Source organism: Dictyoglomus sp. (assembly GCF_049968615.1).
Classification (GTDB): Bacteria; Dictyoglomota; Dictyoglomia; order Dictyoglomales; family Dictyoglomaceae; genus Dictyoglomus; species Dictyoglomus turgidum.
Map to the genome: position 1 here is coordinate 14,660 of NZ_JBMFQK010000013.1, position 25,256 is coordinate 39,915.

A 25,256-nucleotide genomic window follows, 5' to 3' on the forward strand; every position below is an offset into this window, starting at 1 on the left:
TTTCTATAAATAGAAAGATCTACTACAATTTTCAATATGCTCCCTAAGTCCATAGTATAGTTCGGATACATCCTCTTGAAATAAATAGGGATGGGAAATGTCTTTAATACTTATATTAAATAACTCTGGATCCAACTGATATGCCTTGATATAACAATCGAGGGCATCTGACCAGCGCTTTGTCTTTTCATAAGCAATCCCTAAGTTAACCCAAGAATGAACAAAATATGAAGCATTCTTAACTGAAATTTCAAGATTGTTGATCGCTTTTTCGAAGTTGTTAAGACTCATGTATAATAAACCAAGCAAATTATGAATTGTTGGAGCCCAATATCCTTGGTCCTTAGCGAGAGCAACTTCCAAAATCTCAATTGCTTCTTGATATTTACCTTTGATGCGCAAAAAACGCGACAAAAATATGTATGGCAACTTATTATCAGGCTCTAACTTGATAGCATGGTTAACCGCATCTATGGCTTCTTCAATTTTACCCAAACTTGCTAAGGATACCGACAGATGCCACCAGCTTGCGGTGTCATTGGGAGTTATAGATAATTGTTTTATTAAAAGATCACGATAAAATACAGATTTTTTTATCAGCCTATCAGGATCAGTAAAGTACCCATAGTGATGAATATATATTCCTTTTATGGGAGGAACATAACCTAATCTTGCAAGGGAATAATTTACAGTTTCATGAATAGTTTTTTCGTATCTTATGAGAGGGTCATTCTTAAATAATTTTGTAACGGGATAACAACCCCATCTTCCATTTGGGAAATAATTCTGCACCAGTAAGGCGTAACCTAAACCCCTCTCTTTTTCTAATAGCTCAAGAAGAACGGATTCATTATGAATGCAGAATGCTTCGTCAGAATCGATAGAGAGAATATAATCACCTTCCGCATGTTCCAAAGCAAAGTTACGAAATGCAGAAAAGTCAAAAATTTGTTCAGGATAAATATACACTTTAGCTCCAAGTTTTTTAGCTATCTCCGTTGTGGCATCATTAGAACCTGTGTCTACAACTATGATTTCATAGGCAAATCTTTTAACACTCTCAATGCATCTACATAGATCTGCTCCCGCATTTTTAGTAATAATACAAACGCTAATTCTCAAATCGTGTAACCCCCTCCAAGCTATTAATTCTTCAGAAATTAAGATAAATTTATTAAAACTTCTAAGGCATCTTTAACTGCAAGTCTAATACTTTCTACTGGGTGATGAGTAAGAATTTCTAAACTTTCATATATATTTCGATCATAATACTCTTCCTTCGTTACCAAAATCTAGAGCTAAACGCAATGCTAAGTAAACCCATTGTCTATACTCATCTAATACTTAACGTTGGATAATCCCCAGGAAAACATTTTATACGATTGATTGCATTGAGTCCTTCATTTTGTATTAACCAACTGTCAGATTAACTGATGAATTTTTTTAGAGAGTAAAAATCCAAAATATACACTACCCTTCCTCCCTTCTTTCCCTCCAATTATAAAAGGCACTCCTACACCAAGAGTGTATATTGTAAGTTAAATAGTGTCAATAGCCTAAGGGGAGAGTGTTCAAAAAAACAAGAGAAGTTGAAATAGTCAAAGGATAAAAAGGGGAAAAGAAATGAGTGAATACGGATATGGAGTATGTAATGATGAAGATGGATATGTAGCAGTAGGAATTACAAATTCTTTCTCTGAAGGACAAGATATTTATGTGATTAAGGTTGATAAAAATGGAAATCTTTTATGGGAAAAAATATATGGTGGTAAAGGGTATGATTATGCCTATGACATTACAAATGGTGATGATGGATACTTAATTGTGGGAAATTCTAATTCTTTTTCTGATTCAGTAGATCTATATGTATTAAAAACTAACAAAAATGGGGATAAAGTCTGGGAAAAAACCTATGGTGGTAAGGGATATGATACAGGGTTTTCTGTTCTACGAACTGATACTAAGTATTTAATTGTAGGTGGATCTAATTCACAAGGTGCGGGAAATAGTGATTTATATGTGGTTAAGTTAGACGAAAAAGGAAATTTAATTTGGGAAAAATATTTTGGTGGTGCAGATCTTGATGAAGGTTGGGGATTAGTTTTAGAGGATTCTTGGTTTATAGCCATAGGAAGATCAGAATCCTTTAGTACTGCCAATAGTGAGCTTTATGTGGTAAAGTTTAAAGAATGATGATTGAGGGAGGTAATATGATTGATGTAATTTCTTATGGTGAGGTAATGTTAAGATTTACCCCTGAAAGGTATCGCACTTTTTTAAGTAGTAATACCTGGAATGTGGAGGTGGGAGGAACTGAGGCAAATGTCTTAGTAGCCCTTTCTCTTTTAGGCTTAAAAACTGAATTTATATCCTTTTTTCCTGACAATTTCCTTGGCTTTAAGGCGATTAGTGAATTAAAAAAGTATGGAGTTGGAGTAGAAAAGGTAAGACTTATACCAGAAGGAAGGATGGGGCTTTATTTTGTGGAATTACACCATCGCTCAAAAGGAATCAGAGTTCTTTATGATCGGAGGGACTCGTCCTTTTCAATAGGCGTTCTTTCAGATACTGATCTTGAATTTATAAGAAAGGCAAAACTCATACATCTTACAGGAGTTACTCCAAGCTTAAGTGAAGTTTGTAAGAGTAATGTAATTAAAATATGCACTTCTAAAAAAGATAGCCAAATTTTGTCTTTTGATATAAACTATAGAAAAAAACTATGGGGTGAAAAGGAGTGTAGGAGGTTTCTGGATATTATACTACCCTTTGTAGATATTCTTTTTGTTAAAAAAGAAGATTACAACCTCCTTTTTGAAGAAGAGAATAATGAAGAAAAAATTCTTTATAAACTTCAAAAGACTTATGGAAAGGATAAAATTTATGTCTTGACCCAAGGAGAAGAGGGATGTTCGGTACTTTATAAGGATGAATATTTTTCTCAGCAGGCATATAATACTGATGTGGTAGATAGGATTGGAGCAGGAGACGCTTTTGTGGCTGGATTTTTGTATGGTTATCTAAAGGGAAAAGATTTGAAAAATTCTGCAAAATATGGCAGTTTACTTGCTTCAATTAAAATGAGCATCTTTGGAGACTTTCCTGCTTTGGATAGAAAGACCCTTTTGGATCTCTTAGAGTCAGAAAATAATAGGAGTGTGGAGAGATGAAATCAAAAGTAGGTATAAGTTCTGCAAATCAGACTCTTGAGATTCTTGAATATATTGTTCTTTCGGGAAGGGAAGTGTCTTTAAAAGAGATTGCAGAGGAAATTGGACTTCATGTCTCTACGGTGCATCGTTATATTTCCTCTCTTTTAGAAAAGGGATATGTGAGGAAGACTCAAAATGGTCTTTATAAGCCTGGATTTAGGATATTAGAACTTTCTTCTTACATTCTTCAAGGTTTTGACTTGAGGGAGATTGCTCGCCCTTTTCTTATAGAGCTTATGGAAAATACAAAACAAACTGTTCATTTGACCATTAGGGATGCCTACGAAGGGGTTTATATAGACAAAGTTGAAGGTCCTGGTACACTTCCTATGATGTCCCGCATAGGTATGAGAATGCCTTTATACTCTACCAGCTTTGGCAAAGTACTTCTTGCATACAGTCCAGAAAGTTTTATCAATGAATATTTGAGAAAAGTACCCCTTATTCCGAGAACTGAAAACACCATAACTGATCCTGAAAAGCTAAAGGAAGAACTTTTAAAAGTAAAAAAGCAGGGTTATGCCTTTGATAATGAAGAGAATGAGAGGGGGATTAAATGTATAGGAGCCCCCATATTTGATTATTCGGGAAATGTGGTTGCAGCAGTTTCCATATCTGGGTATTACAAAGATTTTGAAGGGGAAAATAGGGAAAAGCTTCTTAAAGAACTTTTAAGTGCGTGTGATAGGATAAGTTCCGTACTAAGAAGCAAAGCTTAAGGAGGTTATTTTCATGGACTTATCCTGTAGTTATGTGGGGCTTAGGCTTAAAAATCCCATTATTATTGCCTCTTCAGGACTTACAGAAAACTTAAAAAACATGAAAAAATGTGAAGAAAATGGTGCAGGCGCCTTAGTAGTTAAATCTTTATTTGAAGAAGAAATTTGTAGGGTTTCACCAACTCCACGTTTTGAAATAATAAGTCGCAGTATGGGACCATTAAGATCTCAGACCTTTTATTCCTTTGAGCAGGCAAGTCCTTTTGAGCCTGAAGAATACTTCAAAGAAATAAGCAAGGCTCTTAGTGTTTTATCTATTCCTGTTATTCCAAGTATAAACTGTATTACCGATGATGGATGGCTAAAATATTCAAAGATGGCAGAAGAAGTAGGGGCTCCTGCATTGGAATTAAATGTTTCTTGTCCTCATGCTTCTATATCCTTTCGTGGACAAGATGTGGATGAAACAATTCTTCATGTAGCAAGAATTGTGAGAGAAAATGTGAAGATTCCAATTGTTGTAAAACTACCTATGCAACTTTCCTCTCCCCTTGCTGTGGCAAAAGCCCTTGAAAACATTGGTGTAGATGGAGTTGTCATGTTTAATAGACTTACAGGGCTTGACATAAATTTGGATACAGAAAAACCAATCCTTCATGGAGGTTATGCAGGACACGGAGGTCCTTGGGCTTTTAATTATGTGTTAAGGTGGATCTCCACTTCTCGTCCTCATTTAAAGCTCTCCATAGCTGGCTCTGGAGGAGTGGGAAGTGGAGATGATGTGGCAAAGTATATACTTACTGGGGCAGATGTGGTCCAGATATGTAGCATTGTATATCTTATGGGGTATGAAATCATTCCAAGAATAATTGATGGGCTAAAGAAATTTATGGAAAACAAAAAATATAGTACTTTAAGTGATTTTAGAGGAAAAGTATCAGGTAAAGTTATTCTTGGAAATTATGAGATTGATAGAAGACATCTATATGAAGCCTATATAAATTCTGATTTATGTACCTCTTGCGGAATATGTAAAAAAGTCTGTATTTATGATGCGCCAATAGAAAAAGATGGTAAGTATTTTATAACTGACCTTTGTGATGGATGTGGACTTTGTGTGAGGCTTTGTCCTACCAAAGCTATAAGTATGGTTTTTGTGGGAGGAAGAGAGAATGCAAAAAATTAAAGGAGATGTGATCGTAATTGGGGGTGGAGGTGCGGGTCTAAAATCTGCTATTTCTGCTTATGAAAAAAATCCTTCTTTGAAAATTGTGCTTATCTCCAAAAAGCCCATTGGAACCGGCGGAGTTACTGCTAATGCTTTCTCTGATAGGATGGCTTTTCATGCAACTTTGTCCTATACATTACCTCCTGAAAATAATTACCTATACCATGCCCTGGACATATACAAAATAGGCGGGGAAGTTTCCGATTATAACCTTGCAGAAATTCTTGCAAGAAGAAGCGAAGAAGAAATTAGTTATCTTATCTCTCTTGGAGTACCCTTTGTAAGGAAAGAAGATGGGAAGATAGATCAATTCTTAACTGATGGCTCTGAATATCCTAGAGCTTGCTATGTGGGACCTAATACCGCTATTGAAATTGCAAAAGCATTAAAAAGAAGACTGAAGGAAACAAAAGTAGAAGTTTATGAAAATATAATGGTTTATGATTTTATTGTTAAAGAAAATAGAGTGATTGGAGCAAAGGCAATAAATGTGGTATCTCAAGAGAGATATTTAATTCAAGGAAAGGCATTTATTTTAGCAACAGGAGGAGCGGGAGAGCTTTATTATCAAAATGTCTTTACCTCGGAGATGACAGGGGATGGTTATGCAGCAGCATTAAGAGCAGGAGCAGAACTGGTTAATATGGAGTTTATGCAAATAGGAATATGTCATCCTACTATTCTTTTTGCTGAGTCGGGAAGTATGTTCCGGGCTCTCCCTAAGATTGTAGATGAAAATAGAAAAGAATTTTTGCCGGATTATCTTTCCGAGGAAGATAAGAGAAACTTATGTGTGCTTGAATTTAAAAAAGGAGCTCATTGGCCTATTTCTTATGAATCTCCTACAAAGGTAATAGACTTAGCAGTTTATTACCACATAAAGAATGGACATAAGGTATTTATGAACTTTATGGAAAATCCATCATATTTAGATTATGAAAATATCCCTGAAGAAATTCTTTTGTGGAGTGAAAAGACAGGAAAAGAAATCTTTAAGGGCACTACTCCTTATGAGAGGCTTCAAAAAATTAATCCCCAAATCATTGATTGGTTAAAACAATATAACATTGATCTTTCTAAGGAGCTTCTTCCTATTCAAAATGCCCTACAACACTTCCAAGGAGGAGTAAAAATAGGGGAAAATGCAAACACATCTCTTGAAGGTCTTTTTGCTGCAGGAGAAGTAGCGGGGGGTCAGCATGGAGCTAACAGACCTGGTGGTAATTCTCTTCTGGATACTCAAGTTTTTGGAAGAATTGCAGGTGAAAATGCAGTACTTTATGCAGAAAGGAATGATTTTGTGGAGTTTGAAATAGAGGAGGAAAGAGTTAATGGAGAAATCTCAGCAACCTTAGCAAGAAAGAAGGTAAAAGATGTAATATCGGAATATGGGTTTTTAGTAAGGATTGAGGAGGATATAAAGAATGGTCTTTTAGAACTTAAGGAAATTAGGAGGAAAGGGATATATCCTGACGAAAAGGGTCTTTCCTATTATTATGAGACTATAAATATGCTAGACACAGCCGAATTAATTCTCAACGCAATTTTAATAAGAGATGAGAGTAGAGGTCCTCATTTAAGGTTTTATAGGTTTTCTCCTCCCATTATGGAATTTGTTCCTAAAAGACCAGAATGGAATAAATATATTGTTTTTTATAAAAGGAATGGAGAATTAAAATTTGAGATAAGGGAACCTGTGAGGCCTAAGGTATGATTATGAAAGCGAAAATTGCAGTTCTTGAAGGATTTAAAAAACCCCTTGTAATAAAACATTTTGATATTCCTCCTCTTCCCCAAGGTAGTATTTTAGTAAAAATGGTTGCTTCAGGTATCTGTGGCTCGGATCTTCACATGGTTGATGGAGAGGATCCAAGGGTACCTTTGCCTATAATATTAGGACATGAGGGGGTAGGGGAGATAGTAGAGATAAATGGAGAGAAAAAGGATTTAAATGGGGATACTCTTAAAAAGGGAGACCTTATCATATGGGATAGGGGAGTAGTCTGTGGCGAGTGTTATTTTTGCAAGGTTTTAAAAACTCCTTATCTTTGTGAAAATAGGAAAATTTATGGAATTAATAGATCTTTTAAAGATTATCCTTATCTTACTGGTGCCTATGCGGAATATATAATTCTTGAGAAGAAGACTGAAATTTTAAAATTGTCTTCTAAGACAGATCCTACGGTACTTGTTATGGCAGGATGTTCTGGAGCAACTGCTGTTCATGCTATTGACTCCCTTGAAGATAATCTTCTTGATAAAACAGTAGTGGTTCAAGGAGGAGGACCCCTTGGTATTTTTGCTTTAGCTCTTTCCAAGTTTCAAGGAGCTAAAAATACTATTCTTATTACAGGAAGTAGTTTTAGAAAAGAAATCGCAGAAAAGATAGGAGTAGATGTAGTTCTTGATAGAACTATATTAAAAGAAGAGGAAAGAATAAATAAAATCCTTGATATGACCTATGGAAAAGGTGCAGATGTAGTTATAGAGGCGACAGGAACTAATAAGGCTATACCAGAAGGTTTAAGAATTTTAAGAAAGGGTGGCACATATATTGTAGTGGGGGTTGCGTCTCCTCAAGAGAAGGTTCCTGTAGATTTTTATGATGTCTCTTCAAAAAACATTACCATAAAAGGTGTATGGGTAAGCGATGCAGAGCACTTTAAAAAGGCAGTTTCTTTTCTTGAAAAGAATCAAGATTTGTTTGCTCCTGTGGTTACCCATAAAATTTCTTTGGATGAGATAAACCATGGATTAGATCTTGTAAGGGAAAGGAAAGCAGGCAAGGTGGTTATAGAAAAATTTTAGGGAGGATTTCGATTATGAATGATGAATCTTTAAGTGGAGAGAACTTAATAACTATATTTAAGGCAGGAAGACGTGCTCTTAAAGTAGGGAACTTTTCTCCTGCTTAGATAAAATAAAAATTATTTTTTATGTGGTCTCTTGCAAAGCAAAAAATGCAACAGCAAGAAGTATTTCAGCTATCACAATCATTATGACTCCTATGAGTAGTATTAAAGTAATAGTTCCATAAAGATAAAGATTTCCTGCTGTTTTAAAAGTACTAATGTTAGTCAGTTGAGACACTTCTAAGAGGCAATTCCTTAAAAGTAGAACTTAAGGAGAAGACACTAATCCCAATATTACCTATTGCAATAAATACAATAATTAAGCTTACGATTGTTAAAATAAACCAAACTTTTTCACTCCTTAGAACTTTATGGAGGGGAGAAGGTTCTCCCCTCCCTTTTTAAGCTGTAGATTTATTTATGAGTTTGTAAAGTGGGCAATATCTTAAAGCAGCGGTTAATACAAGAATTGCCCCAATTATATGGAGAATTACACCCCAAACAGTCCCTGATACTACTCCCCATTTAGTCAAGTGAGGAAGAACTATACCAATGATAGCTCTTATTACTGCATCAGTTTTTCCTACATTCACTTTTTTCACCCCCTTTTAAATTTGTAATAAGTATACATATAAATATAAAAAAATTCAATATGTTATTAAAAAATTATGGTTTATAATTTTAACTAGTATCTCTATGAGAAGGGAGTGAGCTTTAATGAGATTTATAGATCTAAGAAGTGATACTGTTACAAAACCAACAGAAGAAATGCGTAAGGCCATGTATGAGGCAGAAGTTGGAGATGATGGATATGGAGAAGATCCTACAGTAAATTTATTAGAACAAAAAGCAGCAGAACTTTTAGGGAAAGAGGCAGGACTTTTTGTGGTATCGGGGACTATGGGAAATCAAGTAGCTTTATTAACTTGGACTCGTCCTGGAGATGAAGTTATACTCGAATCAGAATCTCATATTTATTATTATGAGGCAGGAGGAATGGCAGGAAATTCTGGGGTTCAACCATTTTTAATTGATGGGGAAGAGGGGGTAATGCCAATAGAAGAGATCGAAAAAGCCATAAGACCTAAGGGGAGGGTTTTTCCTAAAACATCCCTTATAGTTCTTGAAAATACTCATAATAGAGCTGGTGGGAAAGTTTTACCTCTTGAATATATGAAAGAGGTTTATGAAATAAGTAGAAAACATGATATTCCTATTCATCTTGATGGAGCAAGGATATTTAATGCGGCTATTTATTTAGGGATTCCTGCTAAGGAAATTGCAAAATATGCGGATTCAGTCATGTTTTGTCTTTCTAAGGGGCTTTCTTGTCCTATGGGATCAGTTCTTGTAGGGTCTAAGGAATTTATAGAGGAAGCAAGAAGAAAGAGGCAAAGGCTTGGTGGTGGATTAAGACAGGCTGGAGTAGTTGCTGCATGTGGGATTGTTGCTCTTGAGAGGATGATTGACAGATTAGTAGAGGATCATGAAAAAGCTCAAAATTTGTATAACTTTTTAAAGGATATAGAAATTTTTAGTGTTAAAAAGCCTGATACTAATATTTTAAAGGTGAGAATTAAAATTAATAAAAAAGCAAGAGAATTTTTAGAAGAGTTTAAAAAATATGGACTTCTTGCCACAAGTTTTGATGATGAAACTTTAAGGTTTGTAACTCACAAAGATGTATCCTTTGAGGATATAGAAAAGGCAAAGGAAATCATTTATAAAGTATGGGAAAGTATTAGTTGACAGATAGCATTTTTAGTAGTATAGTTTTATAAAAACGTTTTTATATACGTTTTTAAAAAGGGGAGGCTTGTTATGAAAGGTCTTGTTGTGATTTTACTTTTTTCCTTGTTCTTTGTACCCTCTTTTGCTATCCAGGAATATCCCAAACCAGACAAGCTTTGTGCTTTAACCTTTGATGATGGGCCTGACGCAAGACTTACTCCAAGGGTACTTGACAAGCTTGAGAAATACAATGTGGTTGCCACCTTTTTCTTAGTAGGACAAAGGATAAACAGTAGTGTAAAACCTGTCCTTGACAGAATGGTAGCCATGGGATGTGAGTTTGGAAACCATTCTTGGGACTATAACCCCATGGACAAAATGGATCCTGAGATGATTAAAGAGTACATAAAAAGGACTAATGAAACTATACAGGCATATACAGGAAAGGTTCCTCAGTTTTTCCGTCCCCCAAATCTTGCCGTATCAAGGACCATGTTTGATGTGATTGACATGCCTTTTGTAAGTGGAGTTCTTGGTTTTGATTGGGCAGGTTGCGATAGAACTCCTGAAAATATTGCCAATAATGTTTTAAAAGGCATAAAAGATGGTGCCATCATACTTTTACATGATGTACAGCCAGAGCCCCATCCAACGCCTGAGGCTTTAGACATCTTAATCCCAGCTCTCAAGAAAATGGGTTATGAATTTGTCACTTTAACTGAGCTTTTTAAGAGGAAAGGAGTAGATCCTAAAGATCCAAAATATAAATATAAGCTTTGGGTCTATGTAGAGCCATAAAGGCAAGGTAGGGGAAATTTAGGGAAGGGAGGGAGAGAGGTTTTATCCTCTCTCCCTATATTTTTATTTTACTTCTTCTAACTTAACTTCTTTTAAGTAAACTTTTCCTGTAGCGGGATTTGCTGTTTTTCCAAGCTCAAAGGAGAGATTTGCCCTTGGATCTTGAGTGTTGTTGAAAGTGAATTCAAGAGTAAAGGTTTGCCAATCAGTAGTGAGATTATAACTTTGGTTAGCATATAGAGCATAAGTTGTTGGATTCAAGAATTTTACATTTATATCTCTTGGATTTTCTGCCTTTGCCTGGAAGGTTAATCTATAAGTCTTTCCTGCAGAAAGTCCTACCCATTGGTTAAACTGGACATGCCAAGACTCCCCTCCTGTATCTTGCACATCTACTATTGCCATCTTATTTGTGGTATCAATATTTGCGGATGCGGTTCCACCCATGCCATAAGGTGATCCATACCATAAGAACCAATCGTCGGGCCAATTTTGTTGATCGTTTGTGAATGGATATTCAAAGCTTCCATTATTTACTTCTTCCATGGTTACCCCTTTGTATACCTTGATGTAGTCTACGTACATTTTCTGTGGAAATACAGTGGTGTCATCAGGAGATCCAGGCCAATAACCACCCACTGCTACATTCATTATTATGAAGAAGGGATGGTCAAATACCCAATTTCCATAAAGTTCAATTTCTGGTCTTGTAATGGTGAAGAATTTCTGATCATCCACATACCATGATATTCCAATGGGATCCCATTCTATTGCAAAGATGTGGAAATCCTGGGAGAAATCTCCGGAAGGAAGCGTATAATTACTTCCTTTTCCACTTGCTCCAGAATATCCAGGTCCGTGTACTGTGCCATAGACTTTGTTAGGTTCATGACCTAAAAGCTCCATCACATCTATCTCACCACAATTGGGCCAACCTACAGTGGTGATATCCTCACCAAGAAGCCATAAAGCAGGCCATATTCCTTTTCCTTTTGGAAGTTTTGCTCTAAATTCTATCCTTCCAAATTTCACATTAAATTTTCCTTGTGTCTTCATCCTTGCGGAGGTGTAATTGTATGAGCCATATTGGTCAGTGACACTTTCCTGTTTTGCTTCTATAACCAATACTCCGTTATCCACATATGCATTTTCTTGCTTGTAATATTCCAATTCTCCGTTGCCCCATCCGGGAATGCCATTTGCCTGTCCGTTTCCAATCTCAAAGCTCCATATATTTTCATTTATTGATGTACCGTCAAAGTTCTCTTCCCAAACTGTCGCATACCAATACTTTTGTCCTAAGGCTGGTGGAGGTGCAGGAGGTTCTGCAGTACCAACCTTTATAAGTTTTACGTTATCAATATAAATAGTTCCATCATCTTGACCAAGTTGAAATTCAAATCTTGCACTTTCATCTGTTGGATAGACCATCTTGAATTGGAAGGTGTAGGTTTGTTTTGTGGTAGTAATATCAATGGCGTAGCCTCCTGATTGATCCACTTGTCCAGATGGGCCAGGATTATATGCAGTCCATCCCTTATAGCCATTTGCTCCTACTTTAACTCCGATCCTTCTATTTTTACTTGCCCATGCATCGAAGCTTACCTCATAGATCCCTAAGTACTCAACTTTAATTGGGGATTGCAATACTTGTACCGACCAACTATTGGGTCCTCCATTAGTTATGTCAACCTTTAATACTCCATTTTCTACTTTTCCTGTGGCTTGCGCACCATCTCCAATCCTAAAAAGCCATGTTCCTTGTGTATCAAAATCACCATTGGGAAGTTCTGGATAGCTCTCACTTATATAAATTAATGGTTTTGAAAAATCTCCATTTTGAAGAATGTTTTGTTCTGTAACAGGTGGAGTTTGGGGCTTTGGGGCGCAGCCTGTAATAAATAATATCATTAAGGTAAGAAGGAGAAGAGAGAAATATTTTCTCATTTTTTTTATTCCCCCTTTACTTAAAGTTTGGGAGTCAAATAAGAGCTAATTTGTTTTAGTGAATTCTGTTTACCTTATCCCTCCTTTCTTTGTTTGATTTCAGAAAATAACAAATTCTTTTAATATCAGTTTAAAACTAAGTAAATATTGTTGTCAATAAGGGGTTAAACCGATTACAGTATAGGTTTATTCTTTTTTTCTAAGTTTTACCGCAGTTCCATATGCCAAAATTTCTGCAACTCCTTGCATAATTTGAGTTGTACCAAACCTCACCCCTATTACTGCGTCAGCGCCTAATCTTTTTGCCTCCTCAATCATCCTATCTAATGCCTGTTCTCTTGCCTCTCCAATTAATTTTGTGTATTCTACAACCTCACCACCTACTAAATTCCTAAAACTTGCCAATATATCCTTTCCCACATTTCTTGCTCTTGCAGTGCTTCCTCTCGCAATTCCTAAAATTTCAGATACCTCGTATCCAGGAATATAATCAGTTGTAGTAATAATCATCTCTCTTCAACCCCCTTACCATTTTATGTCTTTATACTTTTCTTCTTCTCTCTTACTTTTAATTCTCTCCTTTAAAACTTTTATGAAGAGAAGACCAAAGGCTAAAATCAAAAGGAGGCTAATCATACCTACTGGAAATGCCATTATAGAACCAACGATTATTAAGAGAAGCCATACTATCACAATGATAGAAAGAATAATGTAAGCAATTTTCTCCATCTCTGAACCCCCATGAAAATTGGTGCGGATGGGGGGACTTGAACCCCCACGGGGTTTTACCCCACAAGATCCTGAATCTTGCGCGTCTGCCATTCCGCCACATCCGCAAAATTTTTCTTTTATATTTTATCAAATTTTAGAAAGAAGTACCATGTATAAAGGCATTATCACAACACTAAATAAAGTAGTGTATGTAATCATGCTTACTGCAAACTCATAGTCTCCCCCATACATTCTTGCCACAATAGAAGAGTTTACCATAACGGGCATTGCAGACATAATTATGAATACATCCCTCATAAGCTTAGGAATAGGGATAAAAAATTCTAAAATTATTACAAGAACTGGAGTAATTAAAAATCTTCCTAAAAAGGTTAGAATAGCATCCTTATCAAGTTTAAATTTCTCAAAGCCCATGTGGTACATTGTTATACCCACATAAAATAAAGAGAGAGGAGTAGTAAGGTTGCCAATTAGTTTGAAGCTATCAAATAAAAATTTGGGAGGTTTAAAATCTATTAAAACTATTACAACACCTATTAAGAATCCAATAAAGGGGGGATTAAAGATCCTCTTTAATAAAACTAAGCTTAAGATCTTTTCTCTTTTTTCTTGAGTATCCAAGATAATCCCATAAACTCCAAAGCTCCACCATATGGTAGTATTTGCCATGTAGTAGAGAAGGGTATAAGGTGTAGCAATATCTCCAAAAAGAGCTTGGGACATGGGAAGCCCTATAAAAATAGAGTTAGAAAGAGAGAAGATTCCTGCTAAAAGTCCTCTCCTTCCTTTTCTTGTTTTAAAGATTATGGCTAAAAGGTATCCCAAAAAGTAGGATATAAGGATTGATAAAAATGGAATAATAAGTCCTTTTGCAGAAGAAATAAGGTCATTTTTTGTGAAAAAAGAAGAGATATTTACAATCATGCTTAGAGGAAGACTGAGATTTAAGACTATTTTGGCAAAAAGATCTGCGGTTTTTCCCTCAAACCATTTTTTATGGGTGAGTATATATCCTATGGCTATAATAATAACTATTTCTAATACTCCTTGTAGAGCAGAGAAAAATACCCTCATAACTTCCTCCGTTTTTTTAATAAAGAATAACACAGATTGTTTTTTTAACTAAGATGAAAAACTTAAATTTGAAGTATGTAATATAGCTTTGCTCCTTTCATACATGTTGCAATTTTGTGTTTTTGAATAAGCCTTTCTTATTTTCATTGGGAAGCCTTTTTAGGAGGGAGTCTGATCTTATTACTGCAAGTAAAGAAAATTTTCTAAGGAAAATTTAAGCTTCTTCTAAATCTCCTTTAAGAGTGTCCATTTACAATTAAAACCGAACTCAAGGGAAACCTTGAGAAAAAAAATAAAAAGTGGAGGTGGTATCATGAAGTTTAAAGGATTTGCAGTTTTGAGTTTAGTGATTTTAGGATTGCTTTCCTTAGCTTATGCTTATGGCCCTAGGTTTGGAGGATATCTTGCTCAAACTAATGTACAACTTACCAAAATATCGGGTACAGTTAGTAAAATAGTAAATACTCCTGCGTTGACAATAACAGTAAAGACAGCAAGTGGAGATAAAGAAGTAATTCTTGGACCCGCATGGCTACAGATAAAGGAACTGAAAGTAGGAAGCAAGATAGAGATAGAAGGATTTGAGTCTCCAGTAAGCAAGAATTTTAAAGCAGTTAAAGTTGTAGTGGATGGAAAAGAAGTTTTGAATTTATCAAAGAGTGTAAGTTATGGAAATCCAGGCTTTGGTAGTCCAAGAGGAAGAAGAGGTTTTAAAAATTACCAAAATTGTCCATGTTTAAGTTTACAGACTAATTAAAGAATAAAAATGAATTACAATTCTTTGGGGAAGCCTAAAAAGCTTCCCCTTTTTTTAATTTTCAGAGAGAGCTTTTTTAATAGTAGAAATTGCCTCTTCGGTATTCATGTTTCTTATATCCACACCTACATGTCTTGTTCTATCAAAGCCTGCTTTTTCAAAAGCATCTCTAAACATTTTTGCTTGCATTTTAGGGTCACATCCTGCAATAACTAATTTTTCAATACTATCTCCATCTTTTACAAAAGTTGAAAGGAAATTGTCTCCATCATCAGCACAGAGCTGAGGATGAATAGCTACAAAATCAATAAGTCCCTCTCTCCTTAAAATATTTGCGATCTCAAAAATGTTCATGTTCTGAAAAGATGGACAGGTTCCTTGACATACACAAAGAAGAAGTCCCTTCATTGTAGTTCACCTCCATCGGTCATAATTTTTACTTTATCTCCTACAAAACTTATTGCTCCCGTAGGGCATGCACCTTTTAAGCATCCCTTACAAAAATCTACACATTCTTCTGGTCTTACTACTATAGGTTTTTTATCTTTTACATCGTAAACTCCATGTGGACAAAAGTTTACGCAAGCAAGACAACCTATACATTTTTCATAATTAATAACAGGATACCAAGTTTTGGACATGCTTTTTAACCTCCCTTTTTATGAGTGTTTATTTATTTAAAACTTCCTTTGCAATTTTCTCTGCTATTCTTTCCACATCTTCATCATCAAAATCTAAAGTAGGAGCTTTTTCTATACCTTCTTTCGCTATGGTTATCTCGTATGTAGGCTCAATTCCCTGATTTCTTATTACTTTTGAGGCACATTCTAATTGACATCCATTTATAACTATTAATTTTCTTGCATTTTTAGCAATATTAATATGGACTTTTGAGCCTGCAGCTATGGCACTCAAACAGCACATTCTTGCTCCTTCATTTTCTTTTGTTAATTTAATTGCCACTTCATTTCCTACTTGTCCTACCGAGGAGGCACCATCACAGGCCACTATAATGTCAAGATTTTCAGCTTCCGAAGCACAGTGTGGTAAAATTTGCCACCCACCCTTAGACATAACTCATCATCTCCTTTCAAAATTTTCATTTCACTGCTTTTGCTATTTCTGACCAACGAGGATCATTTACTCCTATTACGCACTTATTTTCTTCCCTTAAAGATACCCTTAATTTTAAAAGCTCCATATTTCTTGAGATTAGTTCATTGGGAATACTTAAAACTGCTTTATATATATTTTTTAAAAACTCATCTTCAGGATCTTTTATGGAATAAAGTACTCCTCTTCCTACTCTCTTTTCTTTTACTAGCCCTTCTTTTTTAAGGTCATTTAAATATTTGGAAGTATTATAGTGAGACTCTTCAAGAGCATCGGCAATCTCGCAAACGTAATACTCTTCTCCCATTTTAAGAAGAAGAGAAAAAACTTTTAATCTTTTTTCTTCGGAAAGGACTTTAAATATCCTCTCATATCTTTCCATCTATAACCCTCCATATGCTAATTTTTCCATTTGCCCATATTAGCATATGAAAAATTAAAATTCAAGTTAAAGTTGTGTTAAGACATTTTTTTGATATAATTTTTAAAAAGTATTTCCCAAGGAGGTGTTCTATTTCATGGAGAATACTGCTCTTTTGAAAAAGAGATAGATTCTTATATTTTTAGGAATAATCATCTATGTTTGTCTTGGGACTGTTTACTCATGGAGTGTATTTAGAAAGCCTCTTGAAAGTATTTTACAGATTTCGGCTTTTCAAAGTGGACTTCCCTATATGCTCTTTTTATTCTTCTTTGCTCTCTTTATGGCAATCTCTGGAAGATATATCAGTAGGTTTTCTCTCAAATTAATTATTTTCGTAGGAGGACTTTGGGTTGGTATTGGTTGGATCCTTTCTGGAATTTTTAAGAGCATAAATGTCATTGCCATAACTTATGGAATTATCGCAGGAAGTGGAGTAGGAATAGTATATGGGGTACCTATTTCAGTAATTTCCAAATGGTTTCCAGATAAAAGGGGACTTGCTATGGGGCTTGTAATTTCTGGATTTGGGTTATCTCCCCTTTTACTGCACCCTTAGCAAGGTATTGATAGTGCTTATTGGTATGGTATTTAAGCTTCCTCCAGCTGATTTTTCTGTGGGTTCTGTAAAACTTGAAAAGAAAAAGATATTATCAGAGTTAACCACAAAAGAGATGTTAAAGAACCCTAAGTTTTATGGGCTTTGGTTATGTTATACTGTAGGTACTTTAATAGGGCTAATGATTATAGGAATAACGAGTCCTGTAGGAGAAGAAATAGTAGGACTTGATCCTAAATTTACTGCAAGTTTGGTTTCCTTTTTTGCAATTTTTAATGCTGTAGGAAGACCCCTTTTTGGATGGATAACAGATAAGATTTTTCCAAGAAAAGCAAGTTTTATCTCTTATCTTATGGCTATAACTGCATCTTTCTTTATGATTATAACTGGTGGTAATAATTTGACATTGTATATAATTTCTTTTTCTCTTTTCTGGTTAATTTTAGGATCTTGGCTTGCTATTGCTCCTGCATCTACCGTTATTCTTTTTGGAGAGAAGAATTATAGACAAAATTATGGTATAGTTTTTACTGCTTATGGTTTTGGAGCAATTCTTGGTGGAATCATTTCAGGTATGTTGAGGGATATTTTGGGAAGCTATTTTTATGTATTCCATGTAATAATAGGATTGGGTATTATTGGTATGCTTATTGCAGGAATATTATTGAAAGAAGATTAAATTACCTCTTTTAAATACTCCTTTACTTCCCATAGAGAATTAAAGACTTTATAGGCTCTTTTGAGGGTTTCAGGATGGGGTGGCTTAAAGTCAATAATAAGAAGGGGGGTCATCCCAGCCCTTTTTGCTGCAAGCACTCCATTATCTGAATCCTCAAGAACAATACATTCCTTAGGGTTAGCCTTAAGTCTTTGAGCAGTAAGCAAAAATATATCAGGCTCTGGTTTGCTTTTTTCTACATCGTCTCCACACACAATCACGTCAAATTTATTTAAAATTTTAGCTCTTTCAAGAAGGGGAATAGCCCTTTCCCTCTCTGTAGATGTAGCTATTCCTCTTGGTATCTTCTTTTCATCAAGAAAATCTAAAAGTTCAAAGAATCCGCCCTTTACAGGTAGACCATTTTTCTCAATATATTCCTCTATAAGCTCCTTTTTTCTTTTATATATCTCATCAAAGGGTATATCTCCTAAATACTTTTTAAAAATTCTTTCTGTCTCTAAAATGTTAACTCCCACAGTCTCATAATAAATCTCTTCGTTTATAATATATCCAAACTCTTCTAAGGCTTTTTTCCAGAAGATATAACCCAGCCTCTCAGTATCAAAAATGACTCCATCCATATCAAAAATTACTGCCGAAACCTTCATATTCTCCTCTTCAAAATTTTTATAATAAAAATAGTAAAACATATTGATTTTTGTTTTTCAAGGGTAATGGATATTACTGACTATGATTTAGAGGTTGAATATGCCCAAGAGATGAAGAAAAAGAATCAGGCAAAAAGTATGTGAAATTTGAAAACAGAATGATTTTAATATAAAAAGTTAAAATCTATCTTTTCAAGGCATGGAATATAGTTTTTGCATACATTTTAGGGGACAGTAAAGAGAAGAGCTATTCCATTAAGTGTTGATGAAGTTCTTATTTCCTTAAAAGGCAGGACAATACAAAATAGGATTTGGGTTATAAATAGAAGTAAGTCGTTGGACTGTTTTTTAAATCTTTGATCTTGAAGGAATTTTTTGTTTTTTCTATACTTTAATTGATAGATAAAAGTTGGGAGGCATTTATGGTTAAGTATAAATTTCCTGAGGGTTTTTTGTGGGGGACTGCAACCGCATCTCATCAAATTGAGGGCGACAATTTTTACAATGATTGGTGGGAATTTGAAAAACAAGGCAAGGTGAAAAATGGACAAGTTTCTGGAAAAGCCTGTGATAGTTGGAATAGGTATGAAGAGGATTTTGATCTTATTGAAAAGCTGAACAATAATGCCTATAGGTTCTCCATAGAGTGGAGTAGGATAGAACCCGAGGAAGGAAGGTTTGATGAGTCTGCTCTTGAAAGATATAGATCTATGCTTATTTCTTTGAGAAGGAGAAACATAGAGCCGTTTGTTACTTTGCATCACTTTACTAACCCCTTATGGATGGCCAAAAGGGGTGGATGGCTAAATCCAGATATTATTGATTATTATTTACGCTATGTAAAGAAGATTGTAAGTGAGTTTAAAGATCTGGTAAATTATTGGATGACCATAAATGAGCCCAATGCCTATGCTTTTATGGCATATCTTTATGGACAATTTCCACCCCAAGGAAAAAGTTTAATAAAGATGCTCCGAGTTTTGAATAACATGGCAAAGGCTCACGCTAAAGCCTATGAGGTTATCCATCAGATATCTCCTGACGCAAAGGTAAGCATTGCCTATAATGTGATCTATTTTGAACCTAAAAACCCTAATTCTTTTATAGATAGAAAATTTGCTAATTTTGGGGATAGAATTTACAATAGGGTATTCATAGAAACTCTTCTTACTGGGAAATTTTCCTCTCCCTTTATTAAAGAAGAAATTCCATACGCAAAGAATACCTTAGACTATCTTGGAATAAACTATTACACTAGGATACTTATGGGGCTAAAGATGGGATCTCCTGAGGGAGAAACTTCAGATTTTGGTTGGGAGATTTATCCTGAGGGAATTTATAAAGTAGTAAAAAGATTTTACGGTTTAACAAAAAAGCCTATTTACATTACAGAAAATGGGATATCTGATGCCAAGGATGAAAAAAGACCAAAATATCTCATCTCTCACCTTATTCAGCTTCATAGAGCTATAGAGGAAGGAGTAGATGTGAGGGGATATTTCCATTGGTCATTGATGGACAATTTTGAGTGGGCTGAAGGATTTTTACAAAGGTTTGGACTTTTTGAGACCGATTTTAATACCTTTGAGAGGAAATGGAGAGAAAGTGCCAGGATATATAGTGAGATTGCAAAAAACAATGGAATAACAGAAGCTATGGAAGAAAAATTTCTTAAATAGTATAGATTTTATCTTCGGGGATGTAATTTTTAACTTTTGAGGATATAAAATTTAAAAGTTCTTCTTTTGTGGAAGGAGAGTAAGTATAGGCATCTATATCCTCTACATAAGGGAAGAGAGTAATCTCATTTTCAAACTTTTTTCTCATCCTTTTTAAATACTCCTTAGGAATTCTAAATACACCTATGGTGATATCTTGAATTTTAGATGCTGGTATTTCACTAAATATATAATCTATAAATTTTTTATAAATCTCTTTCCAATTTTCCACGAGTATTATAGGATCAAAGCTCAATCTTACTTTCCATCCATCATGAATTGCCCTCTTTATGGTATTTATCCTTAAAGAAAGATTCGGAGTTTTCTCATACCTTTCAATAATCTCTTGGGGAAGGAGGGTCCAGGCTAAGATAATATTAGGGGACGGCTTTAAATTTTTAATTGCCGTATAATTGACACTTTTTGTTCTCACTTCAAGAATTAGATTTTCTTTTGAATAAGCATAATTTACAAATCTGCTAAAAAAGGGCACTATTTCTTCCATAGCTAAAAGATCAGTCTCATAAGAAGGAGACAAATAAAGGGGATGTTTTTTAAGGATTTCATCTATCTCTTTAAAGTAATCTTCTATATTAACAAATATAACTATGTTAGCAGAAGAGTACATGCCCTTTAAGAAACAATAATCACAGTTGAAAATACAATTTACTATAAGATTGGCGTAATAAAAATATGGGTGTCCAAAATTTTGGCAAAGGGATGATGCAGGGGAGAGGAATTTTTCTCTTTTTTTTGCAAGGATTAATTTTTTACTCAGCTCTTGTAATTTATAATTTTGTCTTGGCCTTGAAAATACCTCTTTATAATGGTTAACAGTGATTATTTGAGAATTGGGAAATTTTTTAAGGATCTCCTTAGTTATTTCATGAGATATTATCTCCTTTTCCACATATATATGGGAAAAGGGTTTAGAAAGTAAGGAAGTTCTTAAGCTTTTCAAAGTATTCTTTACCTTCCTTCTTTGAATTTACTTTTATATTTACAAACTCTTCTATTTCCTCAGGAATTTGTTTGTATCTTATAAGATATATTTTCAAAAGCTTTTTTAATTCTATCTCCATAGATCTTGTAAGATGTAAATTGCTTTTTAGCTTTTCTAAAATCTCTTTGATTTTTTTATCTTCTCTTCTTTGAAGATATTTTTCATTAAGAGTTAAAAGAGAATTAATAAAATTTTCTATCTTAAAGATATTTTTTATTATAATTTCTTGAACCATTTTGGGATCAATCTTATCAAAATCTAAAAGGTCATACACTATTTTTATACAGTGAATGTTATGGGAATACAAAAAAGAAGAAGCGGCCTCAAAAAATCCTGCCCCCTCCATATCTACAATGTCCCCCTCTATCTCTTCTTGATGATATTTTCTTACAGGAAAATCAAAACTCTCAAGGGATGCTTCCTTCATATCGTGGCTAATTAAAATGTCAGGATAAAATGCTCTTTTAGAATTGTGGTTGATTATTTTATTACATAAGATTAAATCTCCTTTCGAGAAACCACCGTCTTTTGCCCCACAAATACCTATATTTAATGCAATATCTTCATTTTTCCAGCCATATTTCGTTAATAAATAAGTAGTAGCTATAGCAGAGTTTATATTACCTTCTCCGCTTATTATTAAAAAAATCTCATCTTTATTGAAAATTTGAAATTTTGATGAATCATTTAACTTTTTAAGATTGAAGTAGTCTATAATAGGCTTTCCTTCAACATAAAAGGCGATAGTAATGTAGATCATAAGAAGCTAAGGAAAAGGGTTATATTTAGCAGAGTTACAATAATCCCGATGGTAATTAAGATAATATTATCTATCTTTGAGTTTTTAAATTTTCCCATAACTTTTTCCCAGGAAGTAAGCCTGATTAAAGAAAAGATAGTGAAAGGAAGTTGAATACTCAGCATTATTTGACTCCAGATTAATCCCTGAAAAGGATTAGAAATAAAAAATATTACAAAAAGTGCTCCTATTAAAGTAATTAATATTCCTATACGGGTATGATTGTCTTTGACATCAAAAGGCTCATTAGACATTCCAGCCCATGTGCTTCCTCCTGCCATCCCTGCGGTCATGGAGGAAGAGAATCCTGAGAAGATAAGAGCAATAGCAAAGACGTATGAAGCAAGGTGTCCTAATAGGGGTTTCAAAGTTAAATAAGCTTGAGGAAGCTCTGTGATCAAAATACCATTTTTATAAAAGACTTCTGCAGCAATAAGGATCATGGAGCTGTTTATTGCCCAGCCTACAAGCATTGCTCCAATGGTATCTAAGTATTCATATTTCAGTTGTTTTCTTATGATGCTCTCATCTTCTAAATTCCATTGTCTGCTTTGGATAATCTCCGAATGCAAGAAAAGATTATGGGGCATAACTACAGCTCCTAAAACACTCATGATTATGGGAATGGAATTTTGAGGAAAAGAAGGAATTATCCATCCTTGTATTGCACTTTTCCAATTTATTTTCACTAATGAAAGCTCAAAAAGAAAAGAAAGACCTATAAGAGATACAAAGCCAATAATATATTTCTCAATTTTTCTATAGCTATTAGAAAGTAGCATCAGTATTACCACAATAGTAGTAATGAATGCCCCTATATTTATAGGAATGTTAAAAAGCATATTAAGCCCAATAGCAGCTCCTAATATCTCTGCAAGGGCAGTAGAGATAGAGGCAAGCATAGCAGTAACAAGGACAAAATAACGAAGAAATTTAGGGAAATATTTAGAGATAGCTTCTGAGAGACAAAGTCCTGTAGCAATTCCTAAGTGGGCTGCATTATGTTGTAAAAATATGAGCATTATGGTGGAGAGGGTTACCATCCAAAGTAATTTATACCCAAATTGCGATCCTGCTGCCATATTAGAGGCCCAATTACCAGGGTCAATAAACCCAACAGTTACTAAAAACCCAGGACCTATATATTTTAATATCTCAAGAGCTCCTAAAGTAGGCTTATGTCCTTTCAAAAATCTCTGCATAAATTTTCTCATATATGATATAGATTTTATTACATAATTTTTCTCTTTGCAATTAATGACAGTGGTTTCAATCCCTTATAGGTACGCTACAAACACTCAAATCAGGAAAGATTTTATAGAATTTTAGGGAGGTTTCAATCCCTTATAGGTACGCTACAAACGTGGAGATTGAAATAGGTTCCTACATCATTTTCTAGTTTCAATCCCTTATAGGTACGCTACAAACACGCAATATTAGTACGTTTTCTTGCTCTAAAAGATCCGTTTCAATCCCTTATAGGTACGCTACAAACCCTGCCTTCAATCTCTGAATTGCCTTCAGAATCATTGTTTCAATCCCTTATAGGTACGCTACAAACTTGTAAAAGGTTGGGATTGGGTGAAAGATACAGTAGTTTCAATCCCTTATAGGTACGCTACAAACAATCCGATACAGGCGTGCCATCTCCCCACCTAGTTTGGTTTCAATCCCTTATAGGTACGCTACAAACATAGAAGACAAGCTCACCATCTATAAAAACTATCTTGTTTCAATCCCTTATAGGTACGCTACAAACATCTCACGCGCCCATAGAAATATCAGAAAAAAGAGCGTTTCAATCCCTTATAGGTACGCTACAAACATAGACTTCTGTATCAAAATACTCAAATCTTTATTAGTTTCAATCCCTTATAGGTACGCTACAAACGGAAAGATATGGCGATGAAAAAGGGAAAAAATAATTGTTTCAATCCCTTATAGGTACGCTACAAACAAAAGACTTTAGGAAAAAACAGCAGGACTGGTGAAAGTTTCAATCCCTTATAGGTACGCTACAAACTGTTGACAAAGGAATAAGGATAATATCCATAGTATTTGTTTCAATCCCTTATAGGTACGCTACAAACAAGGTGCCTTTAAACGCAAAACCATTGCTAAATTGGTTTCAATCCCTTATAGGTACGCTACAAACTGAATGCACTCCAAAAAGGCTTGAATTTAAAAAACTGTTTCAATCCCTTATAGGTACGCTACAAACTTAACAAGGATTTTGATAGTTTATTGGCTGAATCTGGTTTCAATCCCTTATAGGTACGCTACAAACTATCTCAAAATTCCTCCTCTAATAGCAAGAAAAAATCGTTTCAATCCCTTATAGGTACGCTACAAACTGGTTAAGTTCAGAGTGTCTAAGTTTATGAAATATTGTTTCAATCCCTTATAGGTACGCTACAAACACTTTTGGACTTGCTAATTGAGTATTATTCTATTCCGTTTCAATCCCTTATAGGTACGCTACAAACGTGTGAGCGGGCGATATCTTTACAAAGATTTTCATACGTTTCAATCCCTTATAGGTACGCTACAAACTATTTATTTTGTCAGCTATTTGCCTCGCATTCATGAGTTTCAATCCCTTATAGGTACGCTACAAACTCCCTGTAGTAGTTGCACTTTATCTACTCATAAGAGTGTTTCAATCCCTTATAGGTACGCTACAAACTTGGTTCTCAAGCTCCTGTAAAGTTTTTCCAACATAAAGTTTCAATCCCTTATAGGTACGCTACAAACTTACAAATATCAACGAACCTGAAAAATTTTTTTGACTGTTTCAATCCCTTATAGGTACGCTACAAACACAAAAACTCCGAGACCATTTTTCCCAAGGAGAAAGTTTCAATCCCTTATAGGTACGCTACAAACGCGTTTTTTTTGAGGGGGGTATATATTTATATCGATGTTTCAATCCCTTATAGGTACGCTACAAACAGTTTTGATAATTAACATAATCCCCATTATCGGAAGGTTTCAATCCCTTATAGGTACGCTACAAACTTGTATGAAGACAATGGAGTATTAAAAGTCTCGAGGGTTTCAATCCCTTATAGGTACGCTACAAACGGATTATATTTTTCTGAATAATTAAGTCCATTGCGTTGTTTCAATCCCTTATAGGTACGCTACAAACCCAGATTTACTAATGGGTTTCACTACGATTGAAGAAAGTTTCAATCCCTTATAGGTACGCTACAAACATCTATTCCAAGGATTTGCTTGTAATACTCATTTTGGTTTCAATCC

At 34.8% G+C, this 25,256-nt stretch carries 27 protein-coding genes, 1 tRNA gene, 1 pseudogene and 1 CRISPR repeat array; of the genes and pseudogenes, 12 read left to right on the forward strand and 17 right to left on the reverse strand.

All coding sequences use genetic code 11. The features are described from left to right. Positions 1-3: 3 nt before the first annotated feature. Together ACP5QL_RS08425 and ACP5QL_RS08430 are read right to left on the reverse strand one after the other, a co-directional pair. The gene (locus ACP5QL_RS08425) at positions 4-1,122 is read right to left on the reverse strand and encodes a tetratricopeptide repeat protein (protein WP_428109172.1); all 1,119 of its coding nucleotides are present in this window, start codon (positions 1,120-1,122) and stop codon (positions 4-6) included. 38 nt (positions 1,123-1,160) lie between these two features. Then, entirely contained in the window at positions 1,161-1,289 is a 129-nt protein-coding gene (locus ACP5QL_RS08430) for a hypothetical protein (protein ID WP_272995003.1), read from the reverse strand. Between the two features lie 334 nt (positions 1,290-1,623). Between ACP5QL_RS08430 and ACP5QL_RS08435 the strand changes: the two genes are divergently transcribed. Genes ACP5QL_RS08435 through ACP5QL_RS08460 form a run of 6 tightly spaced genes read left to right on the forward strand, consistent with a single transcriptional unit; the run spans position 1,624 to position 7,967 of the window. Next, positions 1,624-2,193: a hypothetical protein gene (locus tag ACP5QL_RS08435; RefSeq protein ID WP_428126963.1), complete on the forward strand. Its 570-nt coding sequence runs from the start codon at positions 1,624-1,626 to the stop codon at positions 2,191-2,193. 17 nt (positions 2,194-2,210) lie between these two features. Continuing rightward, on the forward strand, positions 2,211-3,170 hold the full coding sequence (locus tag ACP5QL_RS08440; RefSeq protein WP_164930983.1) for a sugar kinase: 960 nt from the start codon (positions 2,211-2,213) through the stop codon (positions 3,168-3,170). Then, positions 3,167-3,931 carry an IclR family transcriptional regulator gene (locus tag ACP5QL_RS08445; RefSeq protein ID WP_428126969.1) on the forward strand — a complete coding sequence of 255 codons (765 nt, stop codon included), beginning with the start codon at positions 3,167-3,169 and terminating at the stop codon, positions 3,929-3,931. Before ACP5QL_RS08440 ends, ACP5QL_RS08445 begins: the two co-directional genes overlap by 4 nt. A 13-nt stretch (positions 3,932-3,944) precedes the next feature. Then, complete coding sequence (locus tag ACP5QL_RS08450; protein ID WP_012582831.1) at positions 3,945-5,117, forward strand: 4Fe-4S binding protein; 1,173 nt, start codon at positions 3,945-3,947, stop codon at positions 5,115-5,117. Next, positions 5,104-6,873 (forward strand): FAD-binding protein, encoded by a 1,770-nt coding sequence (locus tag ACP5QL_RS08455; protein WP_273333182.1) that lies wholly within the window; start codon positions 5,104-5,106, stop codon positions 6,871-6,873. The genes ACP5QL_RS08450 and ACP5QL_RS08455 overlap by 14 nt, the downstream gene beginning before the upstream one ends. Further along, on the forward strand, positions 6,870-7,967 hold the full coding sequence (locus ACP5QL_RS08460) for a zinc-binding dehydrogenase (RefSeq protein WP_012582833.1): 1,098 nt from the start codon (positions 6,870-6,872) through the stop codon (positions 7,965-7,967). The genes ACP5QL_RS08455 and ACP5QL_RS08460 overlap by 4 nt, the downstream gene beginning before the upstream one ends. A gap of 126 nt (positions 7,968-8,093) precedes the next feature. Here ACP5QL_RS08460 and ACP5QL_RS08465 read toward each other — a convergent pair. Continuing rightward, a pseudogene (locus ACP5QL_RS08465) lies at positions 8,094-8,261 on the reverse strand (DUF996 domain-containing protein); the annotation flags it as partial. Between the two features lie 151 nt (positions 8,262-8,412). Further along, positions 8,413-8,604 carry a YgaP family membrane protein gene (locus tag ACP5QL_RS08470; RefSeq protein ID WP_272995921.1) on the reverse strand — a complete coding sequence of 64 codons (192 nt, stop codon included), beginning with the start codon at positions 8,602-8,604 and terminating at the stop codon, positions 8,413-8,415. 124 nt (positions 8,605-8,728) lie between these two features. On the opposite strand from ACP5QL_RS08470, the gene ltaE reads away from it, so the two are divergent. Beyond that, positions 8,729-9,760: a low-specificity L-threonine aldolase gene (gene ltaE / locus ACP5QL_RS08475; RefSeq protein WP_012582835.1), complete on the forward strand. Its 1,032-nt coding sequence runs from the start codon at positions 8,729-8,731 to the stop codon at positions 9,758-9,760. A gap of 72 nt (positions 9,761-9,832) precedes the next feature. Then, complete coding sequence (locus ACP5QL_RS08480; protein ID WP_012582836.1) at positions 9,833-10,540, forward strand: polysaccharide deacetylase family protein; 708 nt, start codon at positions 9,833-9,835, stop codon at positions 10,538-10,540. Between the two features lie 63 nt (positions 10,541-10,603). On the opposite strand, the gene ACP5QL_RS08485 is transcribed toward ACP5QL_RS08480, so the two are convergent. The 5 genes from ACP5QL_RS08485 to ACP5QL_RS08505 all read right to left on the reverse strand — a co-directional run bounded on the left by ACP5QL_RS08485 (position 10,604) and on the right by ACP5QL_RS08505 (position 14,293). Further along, entirely contained in the window at positions 10,604-12,487 is a 1,884-nt protein-coding gene (locus tag ACP5QL_RS08485; RefSeq protein WP_428126982.1) for a family 16 glycosylhydrolase, read from the reverse strand. Positions 12,488-12,673: 186 nt separating this feature from the next. After that, positions 12,674-12,997, reverse strand: coding sequence for a YbjQ family protein (locus ACP5QL_RS08490; protein ID WP_012582838.1), 324 nt, complete (start codon positions 12,995-12,997; stop codon positions 12,674-12,676). A 15-nt stretch (positions 12,998-13,012) separates the two neighbouring features. Further along, positions 13,013-13,216, reverse strand: coding sequence for a hypothetical protein (locus ACP5QL_RS08495; protein ID WP_012582839.1), 204 nt, complete (start codon positions 13,214-13,216; stop codon positions 13,013-13,015). 20 nt (positions 13,217-13,236) lie between these two features. After that, positions 13,237-13,323: transfer RNA gene (locus tag ACP5QL_RS08500), tRNA-Leu, on the reverse strand. Between the two features lie 22 nt (positions 13,324-13,345). Further along, entirely contained in the window at positions 13,346-14,293 is a 948-nt protein-coding gene (locus tag ACP5QL_RS08505) for an AEC family transporter (protein WP_012582840.1), read from the reverse strand. A gap of 313 nt (positions 14,294-14,606) precedes the next feature. On the opposite strand from ACP5QL_RS08505, the gene ACP5QL_RS08510 reads away from it, so the two are divergent. Further along, positions 14,607-15,050 (forward strand): hypothetical protein, encoded by a 444-nt coding sequence (locus ACP5QL_RS08510; RefSeq protein ID WP_272995914.1) that lies wholly within the window; start codon positions 14,607-14,609, stop codon positions 15,048-15,050. A gap of 54 nt (positions 15,051-15,104) precedes the next feature. Here ACP5QL_RS08510 and ACP5QL_RS08515 read toward each other — a convergent pair whose 3' ends face one another. The 4 genes from ACP5QL_RS08515 to ACP5QL_RS08530 are packed head-to-tail and all read right to left on the reverse strand — an operon-like array spanning position 15,105 to position 16,545. Next, positions 15,105-15,458 carry a heterodisulfide reductase subunit A-like protein gene (locus ACP5QL_RS08515; protein ID WP_273333188.1) on the reverse strand — a complete coding sequence of 118 codons (354 nt, stop codon included), beginning with the start codon at positions 15,456-15,458 and terminating at the stop codon, positions 15,105-15,107. After that, entirely contained in the window at positions 15,455-15,691 is a 237-nt protein-coding gene (locus ACP5QL_RS08520; protein WP_012582843.1) for a 4Fe-4S dicluster domain-containing protein, read from the reverse strand. The genes ACP5QL_RS08515 and ACP5QL_RS08520 overlap by 4 nt, the downstream gene beginning before the upstream one ends. A 28-nt stretch (positions 15,692-15,719) precedes the next feature. Continuing rightward, the gene (locus ACP5QL_RS08525; protein ID WP_012582844.1) at positions 15,720-16,124 is read right to left on the reverse strand and encodes a putative zinc-binding protein; all 405 of its coding nucleotides are present in this window, start codon (positions 16,122-16,124) and stop codon (positions 15,720-15,722) included. Between the two features lie 25 nt (positions 16,125-16,149). Further along, complete coding sequence (locus ACP5QL_RS08530; RefSeq protein ID WP_012582845.1) at positions 16,150-16,545, reverse strand: ArsR/SmtB family transcription factor; 396 nt, start codon at positions 16,543-16,545, stop codon at positions 16,150-16,152. Positions 16,546-16,807: 262 nt separating this feature from the next. Between ACP5QL_RS08530 and ACP5QL_RS08535 the strand changes: the two genes are divergently transcribed. After that, positions 16,808-17,143 (forward strand): MFS transporter, encoded by a 336-nt coding sequence (locus ACP5QL_RS08535; RefSeq protein WP_428127010.1) that lies wholly within the window; start codon positions 16,808-16,810, stop codon positions 17,141-17,143. Between the two features lie 13 nt (positions 17,144-17,156). Next, on the forward strand, positions 17,157-17,822 hold the full coding sequence (locus ACP5QL_RS08540; RefSeq protein WP_273333191.1) for an MFS transporter: 666 nt from the start codon (positions 17,157-17,159) through the stop codon (positions 17,820-17,822). On the opposite strand, the gene ACP5QL_RS08545 is transcribed toward ACP5QL_RS08540, so the two are convergent. Beyond that, positions 17,819-18,472, reverse strand: coding sequence for an HAD family hydrolase (locus tag ACP5QL_RS08545; protein WP_012582846.1), 654 nt, complete (start codon positions 18,470-18,472; stop codon positions 17,819-17,821). The two genes, ACP5QL_RS08540 and ACP5QL_RS08545, sit on opposite strands and share 4 nt — an antisense overlap. 422 nt (positions 18,473-18,894) lie before the next feature. Here ACP5QL_RS08545 and ACP5QL_RS08550 point away from each other — a divergent pair, with 422 nt between their 5' ends. Next, the gene (locus tag ACP5QL_RS08550) at positions 18,895-20,151 is read left to right on the forward strand and encodes a glycoside hydrolase family 1 protein (RefSeq protein WP_012582847.1); all 1,257 of its coding nucleotides are present in this window, start codon (positions 18,895-18,897) and stop codon (positions 20,149-20,151) included. On the opposite strand, the gene ACP5QL_RS08555 is transcribed toward ACP5QL_RS08550, so the two are convergent. From ACP5QL_RS08555 to ACP5QL_RS08565, 3 genes are read right to left on the reverse strand one after another with little or no spacing between them, the layout of a single operon-like run. Beyond that, positions 20,144-21,151 carry an SPL family radical SAM protein gene (locus ACP5QL_RS08555; protein ID WP_012582848.1) on the reverse strand — a complete coding sequence of 336 codons (1,008 nt, stop codon included), beginning with the start codon at positions 21,149-21,151 and terminating at the stop codon, positions 20,144-20,146. The genes ACP5QL_RS08550 and ACP5QL_RS08555 overlap by 8 nt on opposite strands. Next, the gene (locus ACP5QL_RS08560) at positions 21,120-21,953 is read right to left on the reverse strand and encodes a purine phosphorylase (protein ID WP_272995902.1); all 834 of its coding nucleotides are present in this window, start codon (positions 21,951-21,953) and stop codon (positions 21,120-21,122) included. The genes ACP5QL_RS08555 and ACP5QL_RS08560 overlap by 32 nt, the downstream gene beginning before the upstream one ends. Beyond that, positions 21,950-23,194, reverse strand: coding sequence for an Nramp family divalent metal transporter (locus ACP5QL_RS08565; RefSeq protein ID WP_428127001.1), 1,245 nt, complete (start codon positions 23,192-23,194; stop codon positions 21,950-21,952). The genes ACP5QL_RS08560 and ACP5QL_RS08565 overlap by 4 nt, the downstream gene beginning before the upstream one ends. 64 nt (positions 23,195-23,258) lie before the next feature. Beyond that, positions 23,259-25,210: direct repeats of the CRISPR family, unit length 30 nt; unit sequence GTTTCAATCCCTTATAGGTACGCTACAAAC. Positions 25,211-25,256: the final 46 nt, after the last annotated feature.